This window comes from Terrihabitans soli, from assembly GCF_014191545.1.
GTDB classification, from domain to species: domain Bacteria; phylum Pseudomonadota; class Alphaproteobacteria; order Rhizobiales; family Methylopilaceae; genus Flaviflagellibacter; species Flaviflagellibacter soli.
In genome coordinates this window covers 723,049-739,411 of sequence record NZ_AP023361.1, presented here as the reverse complement: position 1 = coordinate 739,411, position 16,363 = coordinate 723,049, and the positions used below count along the sequence as shown (strand labels likewise).

Annotated in this window: 18 protein-coding genes; 1 reads left to right on the top strand and 17 read right to left on the bottom strand. The window is 62.9% G+C overall.

The features are described 5' to 3' along the window. Window positions 1-8: 8 nt before the first annotated feature. From IZ6_RS03865 to IZ6_RS03785, 17 genes are all read right to left on the bottom strand, one after another. Window positions 9-776 carry an HK97 family phage prohead protease gene (locus IZ6_RS03865; RefSeq protein ID WP_222876694.1) on the bottom strand — a complete coding sequence of 256 codons (768 nt, stop codon included), beginning with the start codon at window positions 774-776 and terminating at the stop codon, window positions 9-11. Between the two features lie 3 nt (window positions 777-779). Next, complete coding sequence (locus IZ6_RS03860; protein WP_222876693.1) at window positions 780-2,036, bottom strand: phage portal protein; 1,257 nt, start codon at window positions 2,034-2,036, stop codon at window positions 780-782. Then, on the bottom strand, window positions 2,033-3,799 hold the full coding sequence (locus tag IZ6_RS03855; protein WP_222876692.1) for a terminase large subunit: 1,767 nt from the start codon (window positions 3,797-3,799) through the stop codon (window positions 2,033-2,035). Before IZ6_RS03855 ends, IZ6_RS03860 begins: the two co-directional genes overlap by 4 nt. Before the next feature lie 2 nt (window positions 3,800-3,801). Continuing rightward, the gene (locus IZ6_RS03850; RefSeq protein ID WP_222876691.1) at window positions 3,802-4,431 is read right to left on the bottom strand and encodes a phage terminase small subunit P27 family; all 630 of its coding nucleotides are present in this window, start codon (window positions 4,429-4,431) and stop codon (window positions 3,802-3,804) included. A gap of 123 nt (window positions 4,432-4,554) precedes the next feature. Then, complete coding sequence (locus IZ6_RS03845) at window positions 4,555-4,842, bottom strand: hypothetical protein (protein ID WP_225873992.1); 288 nt, start codon at window positions 4,840-4,842, stop codon at window positions 4,555-4,557. A gap of 215 nt (window positions 4,843-5,057) precedes the next feature. Next, the gene (locus tag IZ6_RS03840) at window positions 5,058-6,014 is read right to left on the bottom strand and encodes a hypothetical protein (protein WP_222876690.1); all 957 of its coding nucleotides are present in this window, start codon (window positions 6,012-6,014) and stop codon (window positions 5,058-5,060) included. A 5-nt stretch (window positions 6,015-6,019) separates the two neighbouring features. Continuing rightward, window positions 6,020-7,111, bottom strand: coding sequence for a hypothetical protein (locus tag IZ6_RS03835; protein ID WP_222876689.1), 1,092 nt, complete (start codon window positions 7,109-7,111; stop codon window positions 6,020-6,022). A gap of 113 nt (window positions 7,112-7,224) precedes the next feature. After that, window positions 7,225-7,998, bottom strand: coding sequence for a DNA-methyltransferase (locus IZ6_RS03830; RefSeq protein WP_222876688.1), 774 nt, complete (start codon window positions 7,996-7,998; stop codon window positions 7,225-7,227). Beyond that, complete coding sequence (locus IZ6_RS03825; RefSeq protein WP_222876687.1) at window positions 7,995-8,390, bottom strand: hypothetical protein; 396 nt, start codon at window positions 8,388-8,390, stop codon at window positions 7,995-7,997. Before IZ6_RS03825 ends, IZ6_RS03830 begins: the two co-directional genes overlap by 4 nt. Continuing rightward, entirely contained in the window at window positions 8,387-9,274 is an 888-nt protein-coding gene (locus IZ6_RS03820) for a DNA adenine methylase (RefSeq protein WP_222876686.1), read from the bottom strand. Before IZ6_RS03820 ends, IZ6_RS03825 begins: the two co-directional genes overlap by 4 nt. Before the next feature lie 87 nt (window positions 9,275-9,361). Next, entirely contained in the window at window positions 9,362-9,697 is a 336-nt protein-coding gene (locus IZ6_RS03815; RefSeq protein WP_222876685.1) for a hypothetical protein, read from the bottom strand. A 56-nt stretch (window positions 9,698-9,753) separates the two neighbouring features. Then, window positions 9,754-10,716, bottom strand: coding sequence for a DUF2303 family protein (locus tag IZ6_RS03810; protein ID WP_222876684.1), 963 nt, complete (start codon window positions 10,714-10,716; stop codon window positions 9,754-9,756). Between the two features lie 84 nt (window positions 10,717-10,800). Further along, window positions 10,801-11,112, bottom strand: coding sequence for a hypothetical protein (locus IZ6_RS03805; protein ID WP_222876683.1), 312 nt, complete (start codon window positions 11,110-11,112; stop codon window positions 10,801-10,803). Window positions 11,113-11,125: 13 nt separating this feature from the next. Continuing rightward, window positions 11,126-12,454 carry a TRM11 family methyltransferase gene (locus IZ6_RS03800; RefSeq protein WP_222876682.1) on the bottom strand — a complete coding sequence of 443 codons (1,329 nt, stop codon included), beginning with the start codon at window positions 12,452-12,454 and terminating at the stop codon, window positions 11,126-11,128. Beyond that, window positions 12,451-12,849, bottom strand: a complete 399-nt coding sequence (locus IZ6_RS03795) for a hypothetical protein (protein ID WP_222876681.1) — start codon at window positions 12,847-12,849, stop codon at window positions 12,451-12,453. Before IZ6_RS03795 ends, IZ6_RS03800 begins: the two co-directional genes overlap by 4 nt. Next, on the bottom strand, window positions 12,846-15,293 hold the full coding sequence (locus tag IZ6_RS03790) for a DNA cytosine methyltransferase (protein WP_222876680.1): 2,448 nt from the start codon (window positions 15,291-15,293) through the stop codon (window positions 12,846-12,848). Before IZ6_RS03790 ends, IZ6_RS03795 begins: the two co-directional genes overlap by 4 nt. Further along, window positions 15,290-15,589, bottom strand: coding sequence for a hypothetical protein (locus IZ6_RS03785; protein ID WP_222876679.1), 300 nt, complete (start codon window positions 15,587-15,589; stop codon window positions 15,290-15,292). Before IZ6_RS03785 ends, IZ6_RS03790 begins: the two co-directional genes overlap by 4 nt. Window positions 15,590-15,947: 358 nt before the next feature. On the opposite strand from IZ6_RS03785, the gene IZ6_RS03780 reads away from it, so the two are divergent. Next, window positions 15,948-16,232: a hypothetical protein gene (locus IZ6_RS03780; protein WP_222876678.1), complete on the top strand. Its 285-nt coding sequence runs from the start codon at window positions 15,948-15,950 to the stop codon at window positions 16,230-16,232. Window positions 16,233-16,363: the final 131 nt, after the last annotated feature.

Below are 16,363 nucleotides of genomic sequence, written 5' to 3'. Positions count from 1 at the left end.
GTGTCCCTTCAACGAGAGATGATGGACTGCGCAGCACTGCGCAGATCGGATGCGGCGCGTTTCAGCGCCAAACTCGCCTCTTCACCCCCGGAGTCACTCCGGATGGCAGCCGCATAGCCCACAGAGGCGATCTTCAAGGCCATGCTTCTCGGGACCCCTGCGTCACGCAGGATTTCCTCGAATTCTTTGATCTCAGGCGGCGCGCCATCGCGCAGCCGCTTGGCGAAGTCATTCAGCGCGCCGTCGACCCGCGCAGACTTGATAGAATGCACGCGAGCCTTCGCATTGCTCGGATCGTCAACGAGCGATATCTCGACGATCTCGACCTGTTTCAGCGTGCGCCGCGGCTCGCCGACTTTGGAACCGAAGACGGCGCCGCCTTCCGAAACCCTGTAGCCGATCGAAAGGGCGCCGAGCGCGCCGGACTTCACGAGGCTGTAGATCCGCTTGCCGTGTTCGGTGTCCATCGCAACGATCTCACCGACGCACTTCAGGCCCTTCTGATCCTCTTCGACCGATTTCCAGACACCGACCGGCAACGGGTCCGCGCCGAGGCGGAAGCCGTGCATCGCATACATCGGGATCGTGCGGCCCTCAGACTTCTTCTGGCGAAGGTTTTTCTTGAATGCGCCAGGCAGAATGAGATCGCCGCTATCGTCTTCGACGTTGAAGACGGAACCGTAGCCTTCGAACGTGCCGGGCGTGGTATCGTCCGCGAGCTTGATCTCCAGCGGAACGAAGGCGTGATTGCTGGAGAGGAGAGCGAGATTTTCCATGACCTATTCCTCTTCGTCGTCAGCCGGAACAGTGTTTGGGACGGGGCGCGGCACCGGGGTCAGTCCAAGCTTTTTGAGCGGCGTCAGGTTCGACTGAACCGTCAGCTCGTCGGCATCCGGCCGAGGTGGGAAGTTGTCGAGCGCGCGCATCTCGTTGCGCGTGCGCAGGCCGTTCTGAACCAGCGTGCTCATCAGGTTCGCGCGACCAGCCGAATCCGCACGGACCAGTCCGTCGATGTTGTATTCGAAGTAGATGCGGCCGCGCTCAGCCACGGGAACGAGCCGCTTGTTGACGGCGCTTTCGTTGCGCTTGATGTATGCACGCAGGCCGAGTGTCAGCCATCCGATCATGATCTGCTCGATGCCCGAGCCCCACATCGTCTGACCTTCGGCGGCGTGGCCGATCAGAACAGGCGGAATGCCGAGCCAGCGGCAGATATCCTCGACGTTGAATTTGCGCGACAGGATCATCTCGGCGTCCTTCGCCATGATGCTCGTCGGCTGCCATTTCCAGCCGGCTTCCAGAAGGCCGATCTTGCCCTCACCTTCCGGCCCCGAAAGCGGATCGATCAGGTTCTTTTGCGCATCGCCGCGCTGTTTGGGACTGAGCGTCTGCGGCGAGAGCAGAAATCCCGCGGCACGAAGCCCGGTACCGAACATGCGGGCTGCCGCCTCATCGGTATCCATCGCGCCGCCGAGCGAGTTGCGCGCATGCGATACGGGCGATAGACCCATATCGCCGCCGGCGCCGAACCCCTTCAGATGGAAAACCTTGGACTCAGGCAGTTCGAAGGTCTTGCCGCGATCTACGCCGCGGAAATGCAGACTTCCATCCGACTTCCGAAATGGCCGGGTCGTGTCGAACGGCAGCGGACGCAGCGCGACGAGCCGGTCCCCAATATACTGCTTCTCTGCATAGCTGTTGCCGACGATACAAACCGGCGCAACCTGCCCCTCCCAGAACTCGACAGGCGTCTGATCGGCGTTCGGCGAAATCGTCAGAAGCTCGTGTAGCGGATGGTCTGGTCTCGGCCTCCTGCTGCCGTCCGGCATACGCTCGTACATGCCGCCGGGCAAAGTCGCCATGGTCTCCGATATCAAGCGAACGCCCGCCCAGAACGCGGACAGCTTCATTGCGCCTTCGATCGTGACCTCGCGCCCCGACCAACTGGAGCCGCCGAAGTATTGACGCCAAAACGCGCCTTCAGTCAGGCCGATCTTGCGGCCAACCCAAGATGCAAGCTCGCCGATGACGCTCACTGGATAATCACCGGGTTCGCGAGGAAGCCGTCGAGATTCATGCCCGGTTCCTCCGCCATAGCGAGCCCGACCGCCATCACCGCGCCAACGATGCCGTCGATCTTTTCCGCCGACTTCTTCTTCGCCGGCATGTAGTTCATGTTCTCGTCGAACCGCACGGCGCAGTTCTGTGCCATCCAGCGCATGACCGGATGCCCGCCGTGATCAAATAGCCCGGCATAGACGAGACGTTCGAAGTCACGCGACGGACCTGCGAAACTGTGAATGCCCTGCCGGAAGTCGTGCAGCTTCTCGACATCGATGCCTTCGCGCTGCAGATCCGCGTTCAGCTTTCGCGTGTTCCACGGATCGAGCGCCCAACCCGCAATGTCGAAGTCCTCTTCTGACTGCAGCATCGCGCGCAGAACGTAGTTCTGATCGACGAAGTCGCCCGGCGTTGTCTCGAGCGCACCATCCTTGTGAAACCGATCGTAGGGTACGCGATCGTTCTTCACGCGGATTTCGAGCGAGTCTTCCGGCACCCAGAAGCGGGACAGCACCCGCCATTTCGGATCGTCATCGGTGGGAGGAAAGACAATCTGCTCTGTCGTCACGTCCTGCGTCGAGGAAACGTCGACGGCACCAAAGCCCCGCCTTCCCTTTAACGCCTCGCGATACTTCTTCCATGCTGCCTTATCGGCAGCGCACGCATCCCACTTGCGGACATTGATCCAGCGAACCGCGGCCTCCACCCACTGGTTGAGGTGATAGCGCCGGAAATGTGCCTCCGCCCGTGGATTGTCTTTTGCGATCGCCGCTTCGCGCCGCAGGAATTGAATAGTCGGCGAAAGGCCGAGCGACGGATTAGGCCCGGGCCAGTTCCTCTCATCCTGCCAATCGGCTTCCTGATCGGCCGCGAAGATGACCGCGAGTGTCGTCGGGTCGTCAATACGCCGTTCAAGAATGGCGACCGTTTCTTCCCAAAGGCTATAGCCGACGAGCGCCGACTTGATGCCCGCGGTCGATGCGTAGAGTTCGATCGGCTCCAGCCTGGCGCCTGTACCCTGACGGAGCGTTGTCGCGAGATCGATGCTCTTCCATTCGTGCATCTCGTCGCCGGCGATGACCGTCGGCGAGCGGCCGTGCTTGCCTTCGGGCTTGCCCGTGAGAAGCTCGAACACTGCTCGGATCTGCGGAACCCAGATCGACTTCTTGAACGGTTGGATGCCCGACGCCAGACGCGGCGACATCGAGATCATCGCCTTCATCTTGTCGAAGACGATCTTGCCCTGTTTCTCATCGCGGGCGAACGCAAAACCCTGCCCGCCGATTGTACCTTCAAGGACGAAGAACAGAAGCGCGAGCGCCGCGAGGAATTCGCTCTTTCCGTTCTTGCGCGGAATCCACAGCATCAAGCGCCGGAAGAGCCGGACATGCTCGAAGCGCGGAGTGAACGTTTCCTCGTCGAGGACTTCGACCGGGTGTTTCCAGCCGACGAGAAGGCGAACGATGATCTCTTGCCACAGGATCAGCCGGAACGGCTTGCCGGCGAAACGGTCCTCCGTAAGTTTGAAAACTTTCGGCCAGAGCCGAACGACCTGGTTTGCCTTGCGCTCATCGAACCAAGCGCCGGGCTGCATCGCCGCCGTGCGCCAGGCGAACCGCGCCCATTCATAGTTCGGATCATCGGCCGGTATCCATTCCGGCAAAGGGAAGACCGACTCCGGCGCGCCTGCCCGAAGCGCAGCTCGCGAAGTGGCGCTCGCCGGCTCGGCGGCACGCATGATCAGTTCGGGCGACCGACCGGCGGCGGCGAATCCATCCCCTTCATTACGCCGATGACATCGCCGATATCGTCTTCGTCCACGGCGTCGGGCTGCGCCGGCGTCTCGGTGTTATCTCCGCTCGCGGCGGGCTGGTCGAACAGACCGCCGAAACCGAGTGCGCGCGCCTGTTCGGCGAGCAGCTTGTAGCGCGAATCCGGTCGCATCCCGAACTGCGCCTCGATCGAAGACAGGCACTTCTCCAACTCCTGCCGCGCGTGAAACGCCGGATGGCGCTTCTTGGTCTTCTCGCCGTTCGTGTCGGTGGCGTTAAACCAGACGCCTTCCTTCGAAACAGCCTTATCGGCCGCGAGCCAGTCGACGACATAGCGGCAATATCGAGCGAAGGGGAACGCATCGAGCGGGGTCAGAAGGTTGAGCTTCGTGAGCAGCGGGGCGAATTCGTTCCAGACTTCGGTTGCCGCCGGCGACCGCCTCAGCCATTTCGGCGGCTTGACGCCACCCGCCGCAACGGGTGTCGGCTTCGGCTCCGCAGGTTTTGAGGCCTGCTTGGCCTTCGACTTCTGCCGCTTTCCGGGATTGCCCTTTGCCTCCTGAAGGCCGGGCGCATCGGGCTTCCTTCCTCGCGCCATAGCATCACGGCCAGGAAGCCCCGACCCTCCCTCAAGAAAAAAAAATATCGCGGAATTTCGCGGAAGAATTTTTCCTATTGGGCGCCGGTCAGGAAGCGCGAGCTTCTGGACTTTTGACCCGCCCTACCCCTGCCGCTTCAGGAGAAGAGAAAGCTTGATGGCTCTCGGACTGTTGAGCCAGAGATCGGCCAGCTTGGCCCTGCCTTGTGCATACAAAGCTTCGAGCTGTGCCTTGACCGTCTTATGGTGCCAATCGCATGAGGCTTGCCAAAGCTCTGAGTTCCAGAACTTGGCCGTATCACCCTTGTGCGGCTCGACGTGATCAACAACCTCGGTAGGCACCGGGTCATTGAATGCAGCAAGGCAGCCTATGCAGAGGGGGTTGCGCTTGATGAACTGATCGCGGGCCACTTGCCAACGATAGTCATAGCCCCGGCTGGATGCGCTGCCCCTTCTCTCATCGCTCGCCTTTACAGCCTCACATCGGGGCGCATGCCCGGCAGGACGGAAGATTTTAGGGCGGCGGCTGATTGTATCCTCCGAAACGCGAAAACCCGGCGCGGGGGCCGGGTTTTCTCAGAGCGCAGTGCTCTTGCTCGACATACCTCCAAATTCCAAAAGCAAAGTCAAACAGGCACCTTCTTGCCCTTGGACAACGCGCCTTTGATCGCCTTGCCGAACGCTTCCATGTTCTTAGTCCGCTTCAGCTTTTTGTCGCGCGGCGGAGGTCCGGGGCGCGCCATGCTGTCGGGCCTTCCCGGTATCGGCTGCACCGGGCGCAGATCGTCGAGGATGCGTTTATGATTCGCAGGCTGTGCCGGCGCATCCTCCCAAGGCCGGAACGGGATATCGAACGGCAAGAGAGCGACATCGTCGAGCGCGCCTTCGAGCGCCTCCGAAAGCGAGGCCAGCGCATAGGCCCACATCTCGTATTCCAGCCGCTCGGCCGCCGCGATGACGGGATCGTTCGAATATTCGTATTTGCGGTAGGCGTCAGGGAACGGCCTGCCATTTTTCGCGTCATATCCGTTGACCTCGATGATGTTCGATTTCAGCAGGCCCTTGTCGTCGGTATAGGGCACATCGACCTGCCGGAACCACAACGGCTTGCCGTTCGGGCCTTTCATGATCGAGCGCTTCGGCTTCTCGGTTTCCCATGGCGGGCGATGGCCGAGGGCCGCGTTCATGATGACGAAGCGCCACATGCCGCGTTTCAGCCGCAACTGCCCGTCCTGCCCGAAGACGAGGCCCATCTGCTTGGCCTTGCCGACAAACTCGCGCATCTCATCCTCGTCAAGCCCGAGATCCGCGATCGGATTGTAATCGTCGGGCAACTCGATCGCCGCTTCGTCGAGCGCGCGCATCGCCTCCGAGATCGTCAGCGCATCGGGGTGCGGCGGTCGCATCGCGAAGAAGTCGGGCACAACGCCATGGCTGTTGTCGCAGCTCGCAAGGCTCTGCGACCAGTTCGACGCCGTCGCATCGGTGCCGCGGCTATATCCGCCTTTCTTTGCGATCTCCAGCGCCGCCGCCTTCGGCAGCTCATCATTGACGGCCCATGACAGCAATTCTTCGATATCCATCTCCCTCACAGCGATCCGCCCCCTTCGAGGAATTGTTCGTCTTGCATCCGCGTGGCATCGGCGCCGCGTTCGGCATCGGTGAGCGGCGAGAATGTGCCGTCTGCCCTCGGGGGCCAGGGATGGGGAAACCACCATCCGCCGCGCGCCTCATCGACGGGCGAGTGCGTGCGCGCCCAGACCGAACCGGGCGGCTTCGGGCAGTTGTGAAGCCATGTCTGCCAAGCGCCCCAATTCTGCGAGCCGCGCTGAAGGAAGAACCATCCGGCGGCGGCCTGAGCGCCTTCGGGCGGCAGTTCGAGCGGGGCGCTGAAGCCCGGCAACAGCGTCGGCGCATCCCAACCCTCGCAGCCTTCCGAAGGGCGATATGCCGTGTAGATGCGCCGAACGCCCGTAAGCACAAACCGGAAGACGAGCCATGAGCGATGTTCGTCACTGTCGCGTTTCACAAACCTGAAATCGGCTGCGCTGACGCGCTGAACCTTCAGCTTCGCATCGTCGAACATCTTGTTTTTGAGCCAGTGCCCGGCCCTCACCCATCCCCGGTTTTTGCCATCGAACAGCCGTGCGTAAGGCTCCGCCATCTCGTAAGCCCGCCTTCGCTGGCTTGACGACATCGCCTTCCATTCGGCGATAGCGGCGGCATCGCCCATCGCATTCGGATCGGGGTGCCTTCCGGCAAATTCAGCGAAGCTCGGCTCAGGCAGTTCGGGGGATAAAGGGGGTATGGTTCTATCTGACTCTTCAAGGGGACTCACATAGGTGAGTCCCTCCCCGGACTCATCCAGATGACTCCCCCCGGGTTCACTCTGTTGAGTCCCCCCGGACTCAGCCTGTTGACTCGGGGGGGAGGGATTCAATTTGGACCCCTCCCCATCTTCGGCTGTACGCACATCTTCGGGGTCAAGCCCCACCTTTCCGACCTTGCCGAAGCTCTCCGGCTGGCGCGTCAACGCGAGGTGATAGCGGTTCGAGGTCGTGCGTCCCGTCTCCGGCTCTTCCTGCGGAAAGACGACGACGACGCCCGCCGCCTCGAACTCGCGCAGCCGTCTCTTGGCCGTGCCGACGCTTGTCATCGCAAAGCGCGCGATGCGCTTCATGCTCGGCCAGGACACGCCCACCGGGTCCGAATGTTCGGCTAGGGCAAGCAGCACAAGCCGCCCTGTCGCCGAGCCCGCCTCTACTCTCCAAGCCCATGCCATCGCCTGTGTGCTCATCCAGCCCTGCCCTCTTTCTCAGTCGTTCCGACGCACCCGACGAAAAGCGAGCCCGCGAGCCTGTCGCGCGCGGCGCGGGCCATCTCAGGGTCAATCTCGCATCCCACATACCGGCGCCCTGACATCGCCGCTGCCTCGCCGGCGGAGCCAGATCCGGCGAAGAAGTCGCCGACAATCCCGCCGGGCGGGCAGCTCGTTCTGATCAGCTTTTCAACGAAGCCGGAGGGCTTTTCGGTCGGATGGATGGCGCGCCCATGGCACGAGCGCGCATAGATGACCGAGCGTTCAATGCGCGGCCCGCCATCTTCGGAGACATAATGGCCGCGGCCGATATCGCCGGTATGAGCCGGGCGCTTCTTGCGGCGCACCACGCGCGAGCGCGCGTCGGATGTTGTCTGTACCTCGTTCCAGACCGCCGCCCATTCCGTGTCCGCGCGGTAGAACTGCACGGCATGTTCGTGGACGCGCTTAAAGCGGTCGCAGTGGAAGGATGAGCCGTTGTGCTTCTCCCAGACCACATCCTGCGCATAGCGAAGGCCCGCGGCCTTGAAGAGCCCGCCCTGATCGATGAAAAACCGCATGAACCCGAAGACCCACATCGAGCCGCTAGGCTTCAGCGCGGCGACCGCCACGGCAATCCAGCCTTCAACCTTCCGGTCCCATGTCAGCGATGTGTCGCCATAGGGCGGGTCCGCAAAGACCATATCGAACGGGCCTCGAACCGACATTTCGGTGCGGCAGTCGCCCGTGATGATTTCCGGCGCGCTCATGTCTTGGCCCTCAGAGCGAGGACAAGGAGGTCCGCATGCACGGCGCGCGCGGTCCCTACAACCGCGAGATTGACGGAAAGCACGTTCTGGAACTCGGCCAGAGCTTCCCGAAGCATCCGGCAGTGTTCGGGCACGACGCGACCGATCCAATGGGCCTCGTCCCGAACGGCGGAAAGCTGCCTCTGGTAGTCGCCGGCCAGGCGCGCTTTTTCCTCGATCAGGGCCGCAGCCGATTTGAGATCGCCTTTCCGGATGAACTCGGTCTCGCTCTGCATGAGCTTCGACAGTGCGCCGATGGTCTCGCCGAGCGGATAGATCAGATCCTTTGCCGCTTCGCGCTGATGCTGGATGGCCGCACGGCGGCGATCGGCAATGCTGACGGGCTCGCTCATGCTCCAACCCCCGCGAAGAGAGGGCCAGGGCGCGCGCTATCGGCTTCCAGCGCGGCGACAGCGGCCGGGCTGATCCACAGCACTTCCATGCGCGGCCGCGCGCCATCGGCCAGCGCCGGCGTTTGTACGCGCCGCCAATCGGCCAGCGCCGCATCGTACATATCGTCGGGATAGCCGCAGAGCAGCACCATGCCCTTCAGGTCGCGCAGGAGGCGCAAAAGGTCTTCGTGCCGCGAGCGCGAAAGCTCGTGGCGGTAAAGCGCGCGCATGCCGCCTCCGGCTTTCCGGATGGAGCGCGTCTCATGCAGATATGGCGGATCGACAAAGTGCAGCGTGTCCGCGCCGTCATGGCGCACCATGATGTCGAAGGCGTCCCGGTTTTCGATAACGACGCCGGCGAGCCGCTCGACGATAAGGCGCAGCGCATCGGGGTAGGACCGCCAATCATGCGCCGGCGTGGTGCCGCTGCGGTTCGAGTTCGAGCGGAAGCCCGTCGAAGTCGCGCCCTTATAGGCCGTGGCATGGCTGTTCGAGCCGAAGCCCATAAAGCAGCGCGCGATGAGACGGCGCGCCCGCTCCACCGGATCGGTGCAGGGCTCATAGGCAGTCTGAAATTCGGCGCGGGCGAAGGGCGTCAGTTCGAGCGCGTTGATCAATTGCGCGGCCTGGCCGGCATCGCGCAGCACGCGGAACAGCGTGACGGCGTCGTCGTCGAGATCGTTGTAGATCTCGCCATAGCTGCGCGGCTTGCGTAGCAGGACGCTGGCCGCGCCGCCGAACGGTTCGACATAGACGCGATGTTCGGGCATGTGGCGGATGATCCATGGCGCAAGCAGCCATTTGCCGCCATGCCAGCGGAGCGCGGGGCGCGTCGGCTCGCTCATCGGCCTACCCCCCCCCCCCCCCCAGCCACGGATTTTCACCCGTGCAACAGGTCAGAAGAAGCGCGAGGGTGAGAGTGATCGCGCGTTTCACGGCTCGATCCTTTCGGCCATGATGGTGATCGGCCCGACCCGGATGTCGCGGAGGCCGCACGCGCCGCAGCACACAAAGCGGCTTTCATTCCGGGGCTCGAAGCGGGCCGATGTCTCGCACTCCGCAACATTCGGAAGTGGGACCGCGATGGCGAACTCACAATGCGGGCAGCGGACACACCACGATGCGGCCTCAAGCCACGCCGCGCGCGGTTCCTGCGCCTCGGTGTCGAGCTGGATGGCCGCTTCTTCGCGGCCCTCATCGGCGAGCGCCTTTGCCGTCGCATCCCTGCGCCGGCGCGCTTCGCCCAGATTGACGATGTCGTCTGCCATGTATGTATCCGGTGAAAAGCGGAGCGCGGCGACAGCCGCCGCGCCCCGGCTTCGCGTCAGGCTTCGGGCGAGCCTTCGAAGGTCGGCAGCTTCGTCTGCTCGCCGACATAGGCCAGATCGTTCAGCACCCGCTGGCGCAGGTCTTCTTCCCAGCGATACATCTGGTAAAACCAGAAGATGCCCGGCCCATCGAGCCGGTAGCGCAGCCGCACCGGGATGCGGACTTCGTCGCCGTCGACGAACGGGCGGACGTTGAGGATGAAGATGCCGGGAATGTCGATCTTCTGGCCGGCCGCGTTGTGATGCTCGGTCGTGAATTCGAGCTGCGTCTCGCCGGTCTGAATACGCGCGCCCCGCTTCACCTTGGCGCCGACAAAGACTTCCAGCTCGCGCGAGAGATCGATGAGCTGGTTCGGCGTGGCGAATGCCGATTTGAAGAGCGGGCCATACAGATTGATTTCGGCGTCGGTCGGCGAAGCAAGTTCCGCCGCGTGCTCTTCGAGGAATGCGGCGAACTCGGCCTGTTCCATCTTCTTGCCATCGAATTCCATCCAGACCTTGAATTCTTCGGTCACGGGGAAATCGTAGGCGATCTTGTGGCGCTGCCAGTCCGGATTGTGATCGACCTTGTGATAGTCGATGACCGCGAGGAAGCCCGGCTGCGGCCACGCCGTCTTGGCGAACACGACGCTGTCGGCAGACTTATGCCGATTGATCAGTTCGATGAAGCTCGCCAGCGTGCCCGTCTGAGCCTTGCCTTTGATCTCTGCCGGCTTCTGACGCTGCGACTCGATCAGATCCTTGACGCTGATCAGCTTGTGTTCCTTGCGATCGTAAAGCGCAGGAATCCCGCTGGGCAGGCCGGGTCCGAGCCCTTCGGTCGGAATGAGAACGATCTCCGCCCGCTGTGCGCGGTCGGCAAGATCGACGATGGCGTGAAGCGTTTCGGCAGGAAGGTTCAAGCCCGACCCAGCCGACACCGCCGCCGACGCGGGTGCGCCGGGTTTCGGAGTAGTCATATCAAAACCTCAGTTTGAGCCCGCGATGATCAGGCGGTCGCGCGCCAGTGCCGCCGTGTACGCATACGCAACACGCGCAAAGCCTCAATCGGCTTCGCGGAACATGTCGTGCTGCTGCGGATGAACCGTCGAAAGACGGCCATCGACGAGCCAGAAATTATTGCCGGAGAAGCCGCCCTTCGGCTGCTTCGAGTTGACTTCGGGCCGGATTACGATCTGGCCGTTTTCGTAGATAAGGGTGAGCTTCACCGTGACTTCGGCCTTGCCCTTTCCACCCGGCAGAGCTTCGAGCGCCGCATAGGCCATCTCGATCTCTTTATTGACCTGTTGGTGGAACGTGCCGCGGTTGAGCATGCCCACCAGCTCGGTGAAATAATCGACAATCCCCTTTGCCATGGTGCGTTTCCTTTCAGATGTCTGTGCGTCCATTGTCTTCCTCCATCACAAGCCAGTTGAACTGCGTCGGCATGCCGATGGCCTCGCGGTCCCAGACGATCCAGCACCAATCGGCAGTGCCGCCCTGCGGCTTATGCCCCGCCTCGATGTAAGTACCCGGAGGGCAAGACGGCCGCGGCAGAACGATGTGAATGCGCGTCGGCGGATGCTCGCGGAAAAGCCCTTCGGCACGGCTCTTCGAGCCGAGGAAGCGCAGTTCGGTGAAGATCGCGACTTTGCCCGTGGCGAGCGACAGCGCCTTGCGGATGAAATCTTCGGTGCCCTGCGCGCCGAAATAAGGCGGGTTATTGATGATGTTGAGCGGCGCGTGCCGGTGATCGATGCCGAGCTTCTCGAAATCGTCTTTCAGGAAATCGTGCTCGCGCAGGAACCATGCGGTTTCCTCCGGCACACGCCGGACGATATCGGAGCCGAAGACGGGAATGCCACGCGGATCGGCCAGGACGGCCTTGACGACATTGCCGCCGCCGCAGGACGGATCGAGGATCTGGCCGAAGAAGCTTTCGACGCTGAGCAGCGCTTTCGTGCAGATGACCGGCTCGACATACCATTCAAGATCCGCGCGCTCCCAGACATGCGCCTCGCGCCGCTTCCTCGCGCCCTCGACGAGCGCGGGCTGTTCTTCCTTCGGCGCCGCGGCGATCTTGGCGGCGGTCTTGACCGGCAGTTCGCCGGCATCGACAGCCTTGATCGTTTCGGGCGCGCCTTGGCGCAGCACCTTGGCGGCGGATGCCACGCTCCGGGTGGACACGCCGACGATCTCTGCCGCTTGCGCCTGGCTCACCTTCTGCACCGGTGCAGAAGGTTCGGCGTCATCGGCGGCAGCGGGCTGAAGATCCGTGCGCTCGCCCTGCCGCATATTGGCCAGCCGCGCGCCGGCCATGGCAAGCTCGCTTTCGTCCATATGGCGGCGGGCGATGTTCTTCGAGAACACCCACGCGACCGGATCGCCTTCTCTGCGGACATCGTATTCGACGAAGGGCGGCTTATAGGTCTTGGGCTTGCCGTCGCTGTCGCGATGGCAGAAATCGTCGGTCGGCTTAATCAGGCCCGACGCGACCGCCGCCACATAGCGGTTGCGGCCGTCGAGGATCATCCCCTCGTGGATGACGATATCTTCCCGCAGGCCATGACGCGCGACATCGAAATCGAACTTCGCCCGCGCCGTGCCTTCGATCATCCGGAAGCAGTTTGCGATCGGATGAAACGGAATCTGGCCGGGCGATACCGGCGCGAGGATTTCGCCTTCGAGAATGGGCCGGAATTTCAGGGCTGCGCTCATGCGTGCCCCCCGAATTCACCCCTTGCCATGACATCGTTGGCGGATGGCTCCGCGCTGCCCTTCAGCTGCTCGATGGCTTCAACGGCGATGCAGTTCCCGATATGAACGCAGAACGCCATCGTCGTTTCCGACACCATGCGCTCTTGGCGAACCGTGCCCGCGCAAAGACTGGCAACCATGTTCGCCATCGTCTTTCCCGCTGCGATCTGGACCTGGGCGGAATCGGTGCCGCGGTTTACTTCTTCAAGCAGAAGGCGCGAAAACAGCGGCAGAACTTCTTTTGCGATCCGTGTGAAAATCGCGTCGAGAGGATCGCTCGTTGCCTCGTTGACGATTTTCTTCCGAATCTCGGCGCAGAAGCGGTCGATCTCTTTCTTCGAGAAGTGTGCGTTCATGCCGCCTCGCTTTGCACGGCGAGGTGCGGACAGTTCGCGGCAACGAGCGCGCGGGCCAGCGGCGGCGGTACGCTGTTGCCGCACATGCGCGTCTGTGCGGCCTTGGAGAGCGGCTTGCCCTTGTAGTCGATGTCGATCTTGTAGTCGGGCGGGAAGCCCTGCGCGCTGTAGAGTTCGCGCGGCATCAGCATGCGGAGCGTGATGTCGACGACCACATAGCCGCCGACGCCAAGCATCGACGCACGCGAATGCGGATAAAGCGGCTTCGGCTCTTCCGGCCCGTAATCCTCCATGAAGCGCGCACACCACCATGCGGCGTAACGCTGCTCTTCCGAGAGATCGAGGCTAGCCGTCTCGACCTCGACAAGGCCGAAGCGGTCTTTCGTTGTCGCCGTGTCGAGAGGCGCGCGCAGATCCGGCTTCTGATCGGTACCGTAATATTTGATCAGCGTGACGCCGATGGCTCCAAGATGATTGCCCTGCCCGGTGATTGTGTTGACCGGCTTGTCGGTGCCGGCCATGCGGCGGTCGCTGCCGCGCATATTGATGAGGCCAGCCGAGGCAACAGCGGCGTGCGAACCCGAACCGCAGATGGTCGACAGCGGCTGTTCGGCATCGCGGCCCGCGTGCCCCTCTTCGCCGTTGTGATTGTTGTTCTGCGCGATGAAGGCGGCGTGCAGATCCGCGGTCACGGCCGCGAACTTGTTTCCCTGTGCGACGGCAGTGCCGAGAGGTTTGTCGATATCGAGCGCCCGCGGCGGCTGGCCTTCGTGTTCGCCATAACCCATCTGCACCATCGTGCCCGCAGCAAGATGGGCTTCGACAACGCCGAGCGGCAGCGCGCCGCCCGGGTGATAGTCCGAATGCGCGCATGTTAGCGTCGGCACCGGCTCGGTCGGCATCTGGCCGACCGAGCCCGTGGTGAACTTCGTCAGATGGACAGCCGCCAGGCAGTTCTGATCCTTGCGGCTCGCTGTAATGGTGTGCACCGGCTCGTCGCCGTCGCGCATAGATCCGCCATGCTGCGCGGCCTGAATGTGCGGCGCGACAAGATGCGCCTCGACCGCGGCAAGCCCTGCCCCACCGGCCGTGATCGTATGCGTCGGCTCATTCGAATCCGTGTGCGGCTTTTCCGAATTCCGCATCGTCATGAGATGCGTCTGCACGGCGGCAAACGCATTCGACGACATCTGTGTCCGGAGGGGCTCTTCGAGATCGTAGACCCCGTTGCGCTCATGAGCCGATGTCATATCGGTGCGCACAAGATGGGTCTGGACAGTGGCGAACTCCGGCGAGGCCATGACGGTCGGCAAAGGCTCCTCGATCGAGTGTTCGCCCTTGCCGCGCTTCTTGCCGCTCCGGTCCTCGTCGCCATGCGCTACGCGGGCCAGCGTCGGGGACACGACGCCGTGCGCATCGCGCCGCGCGGTCAGCGTGCACATCGGCTCGGTCAGCGCCTGGCCGCGGAAGCCGTCGCCTTCGTGGTTGATCAGAACGAGGAAGGGATCGGCGGCGGTCAGCACGAAGCGATGCACGCCCTTCGCCACACGGCGCAGCGTTGCGGGCTCCAGCGGGCGGTTGACGCGCACCCCGGTGCCCTCGCGCAGCTTCGTCGCTTCATCTTTCGACATGAAGATCGAGTAGCCGCGCTTGCTCCAGTCGATGATTTCGGCCGCCGTGCGCCAGGGCTTGAGGCTCTGAAGATCTGCGAGGGTCAGGCCGTGACCTTTGGCCCACGCCGTGACGATGCCGTCTTCGTTGACGCTTTTCGGCTTGTGCGTCGGCTCGGGCCAAACGATGGGCTTGCCGTCGCGGCGCCCGATGAGGAAGAAGCGTTTTCTGATCGTCGGCGCGCCGAAGTCGCAGGCGCGCAGCTCGCGCCATTCCAGCACATAACCGAGCTTGCGGAGCGCCTTTGTCCAGCGCTTGAACTCTTCGCCCTTGCGCGATTTGTCGGGCATGTTGTCCGCCGTCAGCGGACCCCAATCCTGAAACTCTTCGACGTTCTCGAGGATGATGACATCGGGGCGGCACTCGGGCTCGCAATCCGCGATCGTCTTCGGCACGACCCACGCAAGGCCGCGGATCTCTTTCTCGACCGGCTTGCCGCCTTTGGCTTTGGAGAAGTGCTTACAGTCGGGCGAATACCAGACAAGCCCGATCTTGCCCTTCGGGCCGATCAGGTTGAACGGGTTGGCCTTGAAGACGCTTTCCTGCAGATGCGTTGTCTCGGGATGGTTCGCCTCGTGCAGGGCCAGCGCTTCCGGATCGTGATTGATCGCAAAATCCGGCGAGCGCCCGAGCGCCTGTTTGATGCCTTCCGACGCGCCGCCACCGCCCGCGAAATAATCGAGGATGTAGCGGTATTGCGGGCCAAGGCGTTCGGCCCATCCGCCGGCGATGTAGTCGAAAGGTAGAAGCGCGCTCGGCGTATGGACGTTCAAGAGCGGTCACCCCACTCAGCTCGCTCGGCGAGCTTGGAAAGCTCCATCCGGTTCAGTTCTTCGAGCTGCTTGTCGGCGCGGAGCGATGCCTGAATGAGTTCGACGCCATAGTCGTATGCGTCCTTCGGCGTCTGGGCGAAGCTGTCGACCTTCTCGCCTGCACCGTCGAACAGCTTCGATAGGACCGCGCCGGGTGCGGCGGTTACGGTCGGCTTCTTCTTCAGCGAGACCGCGAGCTGAGAACCGGAGGCGACGGTCTTGTCGGTCGCCGCCTCCGGCCCTTCCTCTACGGCCAACTGAGCCGCAGAGTGTGCGGAGGCGCCGTGGCTACCGGCGTCCCGCGGAGAGATTTCTGCGCCGCTCATGCGCGCGCACTCGATTTGGGGCGCGCGCGCCAGAACAGGATTGGAATGGCGATAAAGAAGTAGGCGACGAGCGCCCCGATGATCAGCCAGAAAGGCCAGTTGAGGTCGTTCACGCCGCCCTCCCGTGAAGAAGGGCAAAGCCCGGATTAGCTTGTTTTCCGCGTAAACCATTGCGCGCAAAAGCTGTCACAATCGGCGCACCAACCGTTGTTTGTGCTTTGCGAAACTGCCGGGAAGCGCAAGAGTCTGTACGCGGGCGGAAGGCTCGTCCGCAGGGGGGACGTACGAAATGGGCAGCGCGGCGCGCGCGGAAGCCCTGCCCCTCACGGAGCCTGTCCCGATTGAGGACACCTTCGTGACCGGGCTCGGCGGCGTTGAGACTGATGACGGGTGCGTTCGCTTGAACTTCACGGTCGAGCGCATGCTGGTCGACGGGACCGACGAAGGCACCCGGGCGCGAGTCATTGTGTCGCGCCTGGTCCTGCCGCGCGGCGGGCTTCGGAGACTGATCCGACAACTGGAAATAGCTGAGGAAGCGCCCCATCAGGCATGGCCTCCGGCGCGCGCACTCTGATCCTGCGGAACCACGCCCATCAGCGTGACGAAGGGAATCCCAGTGATTTCGTGAAGCCGAATGGCCAGATTGCGGGAGGGAAACTCGCCATCGTCACAGATCTGGGTAATTCGACCCGGGGTGCAGCCGGC

Coding starts and splice junctions, on each gene's coding strand:
- IZ6_RS03840 (WP_222876690.1), bottom strand. CDS start 6,014: ATGGATATCGAAGAATTGCTGTCATGGGCCGTCAATGATGAGCTGCCG.
- IZ6_RS03835 (WP_222876689.1), bottom strand. CDS start 7,111: ATGAAGCGCATCGCGCGCTTTGCGATGACAAGCGTCGGCACGGCCAAG.
- IZ6_RS03810 (WP_222876684.1), bottom strand. CDS start 10,716: ATGACTACTCCGAAACCCGGCGCACCCGCGTCGGCGGCGGTGTCGGCT.
- IZ6_RS03855 (WP_222876692.1), bottom strand. CDS start 3,799: ATGCGTGCCGCCGAGCCGGCGAGCGCCACTTCGCGAGCTGCGCTTCGG.
- IZ6_RS03850 (WP_222876691.1), bottom strand. CDS start 4,431: ATGGCGCGAGGAAGGAAGCCCGATGCGCCCGGCCTTCAGGAGGCAAAG.
- IZ6_RS03865 (WP_222876694.1), bottom strand. CDS start 776: ATGGAAAATCTCGCTCTCCTCTCCAGCAATCACGCCTTCGTTCCGCTG.
- IZ6_RS03820 (WP_222876686.1), bottom strand. CDS start 9,274: ATGAGCGAGCCGACGCGCCCCGCGCTCCGCTGGCATGGCGGCAAATGG.
- IZ6_RS03780 (WP_222876678.1), top strand. CDS start 15,948: ATGGGCAGCGCGGCGCGCGCGGAAGCCCTGCCCCTCACGGAGCCTGTC.
- IZ6_RS03825 (WP_222876687.1), bottom strand. CDS start 8,390: ATGAGCGAGCCCGTCAGCATTGCCGATCGCCGCCGTGCGGCCATCCAG.
- IZ6_RS03830 (WP_222876688.1), bottom strand. CDS start 7,998: ATGAGCGCGCCGGAAATCATCACGGGCGACTGCCGCACCGAAATGTCG.
- IZ6_RS03800 (WP_222876682.1), bottom strand. CDS start 12,454: ATGAGCGCAGCCCTGAAATTCCGGCCCATTCTCGAAGGCGAAATCCTC.
- IZ6_RS03805 (WP_222876683.1), bottom strand. CDS start 11,112: ATGGCAAAGGGGATTGTCGATTATTTCACCGAGCTGGTGGGCATGCTC.
- IZ6_RS03815 (WP_222876685.1), bottom strand. CDS start 9,697: ATGGCAGACGACATCGTCAATCTGGGCGAAGCGCGCCGGCGCAGGGAT.
- IZ6_RS03795 (WP_222876681.1), bottom strand. CDS start 12,849: ATGAACGCACACTTCTCGAAGAAAGAGATCGACCGCTTCTGCGCCGAG.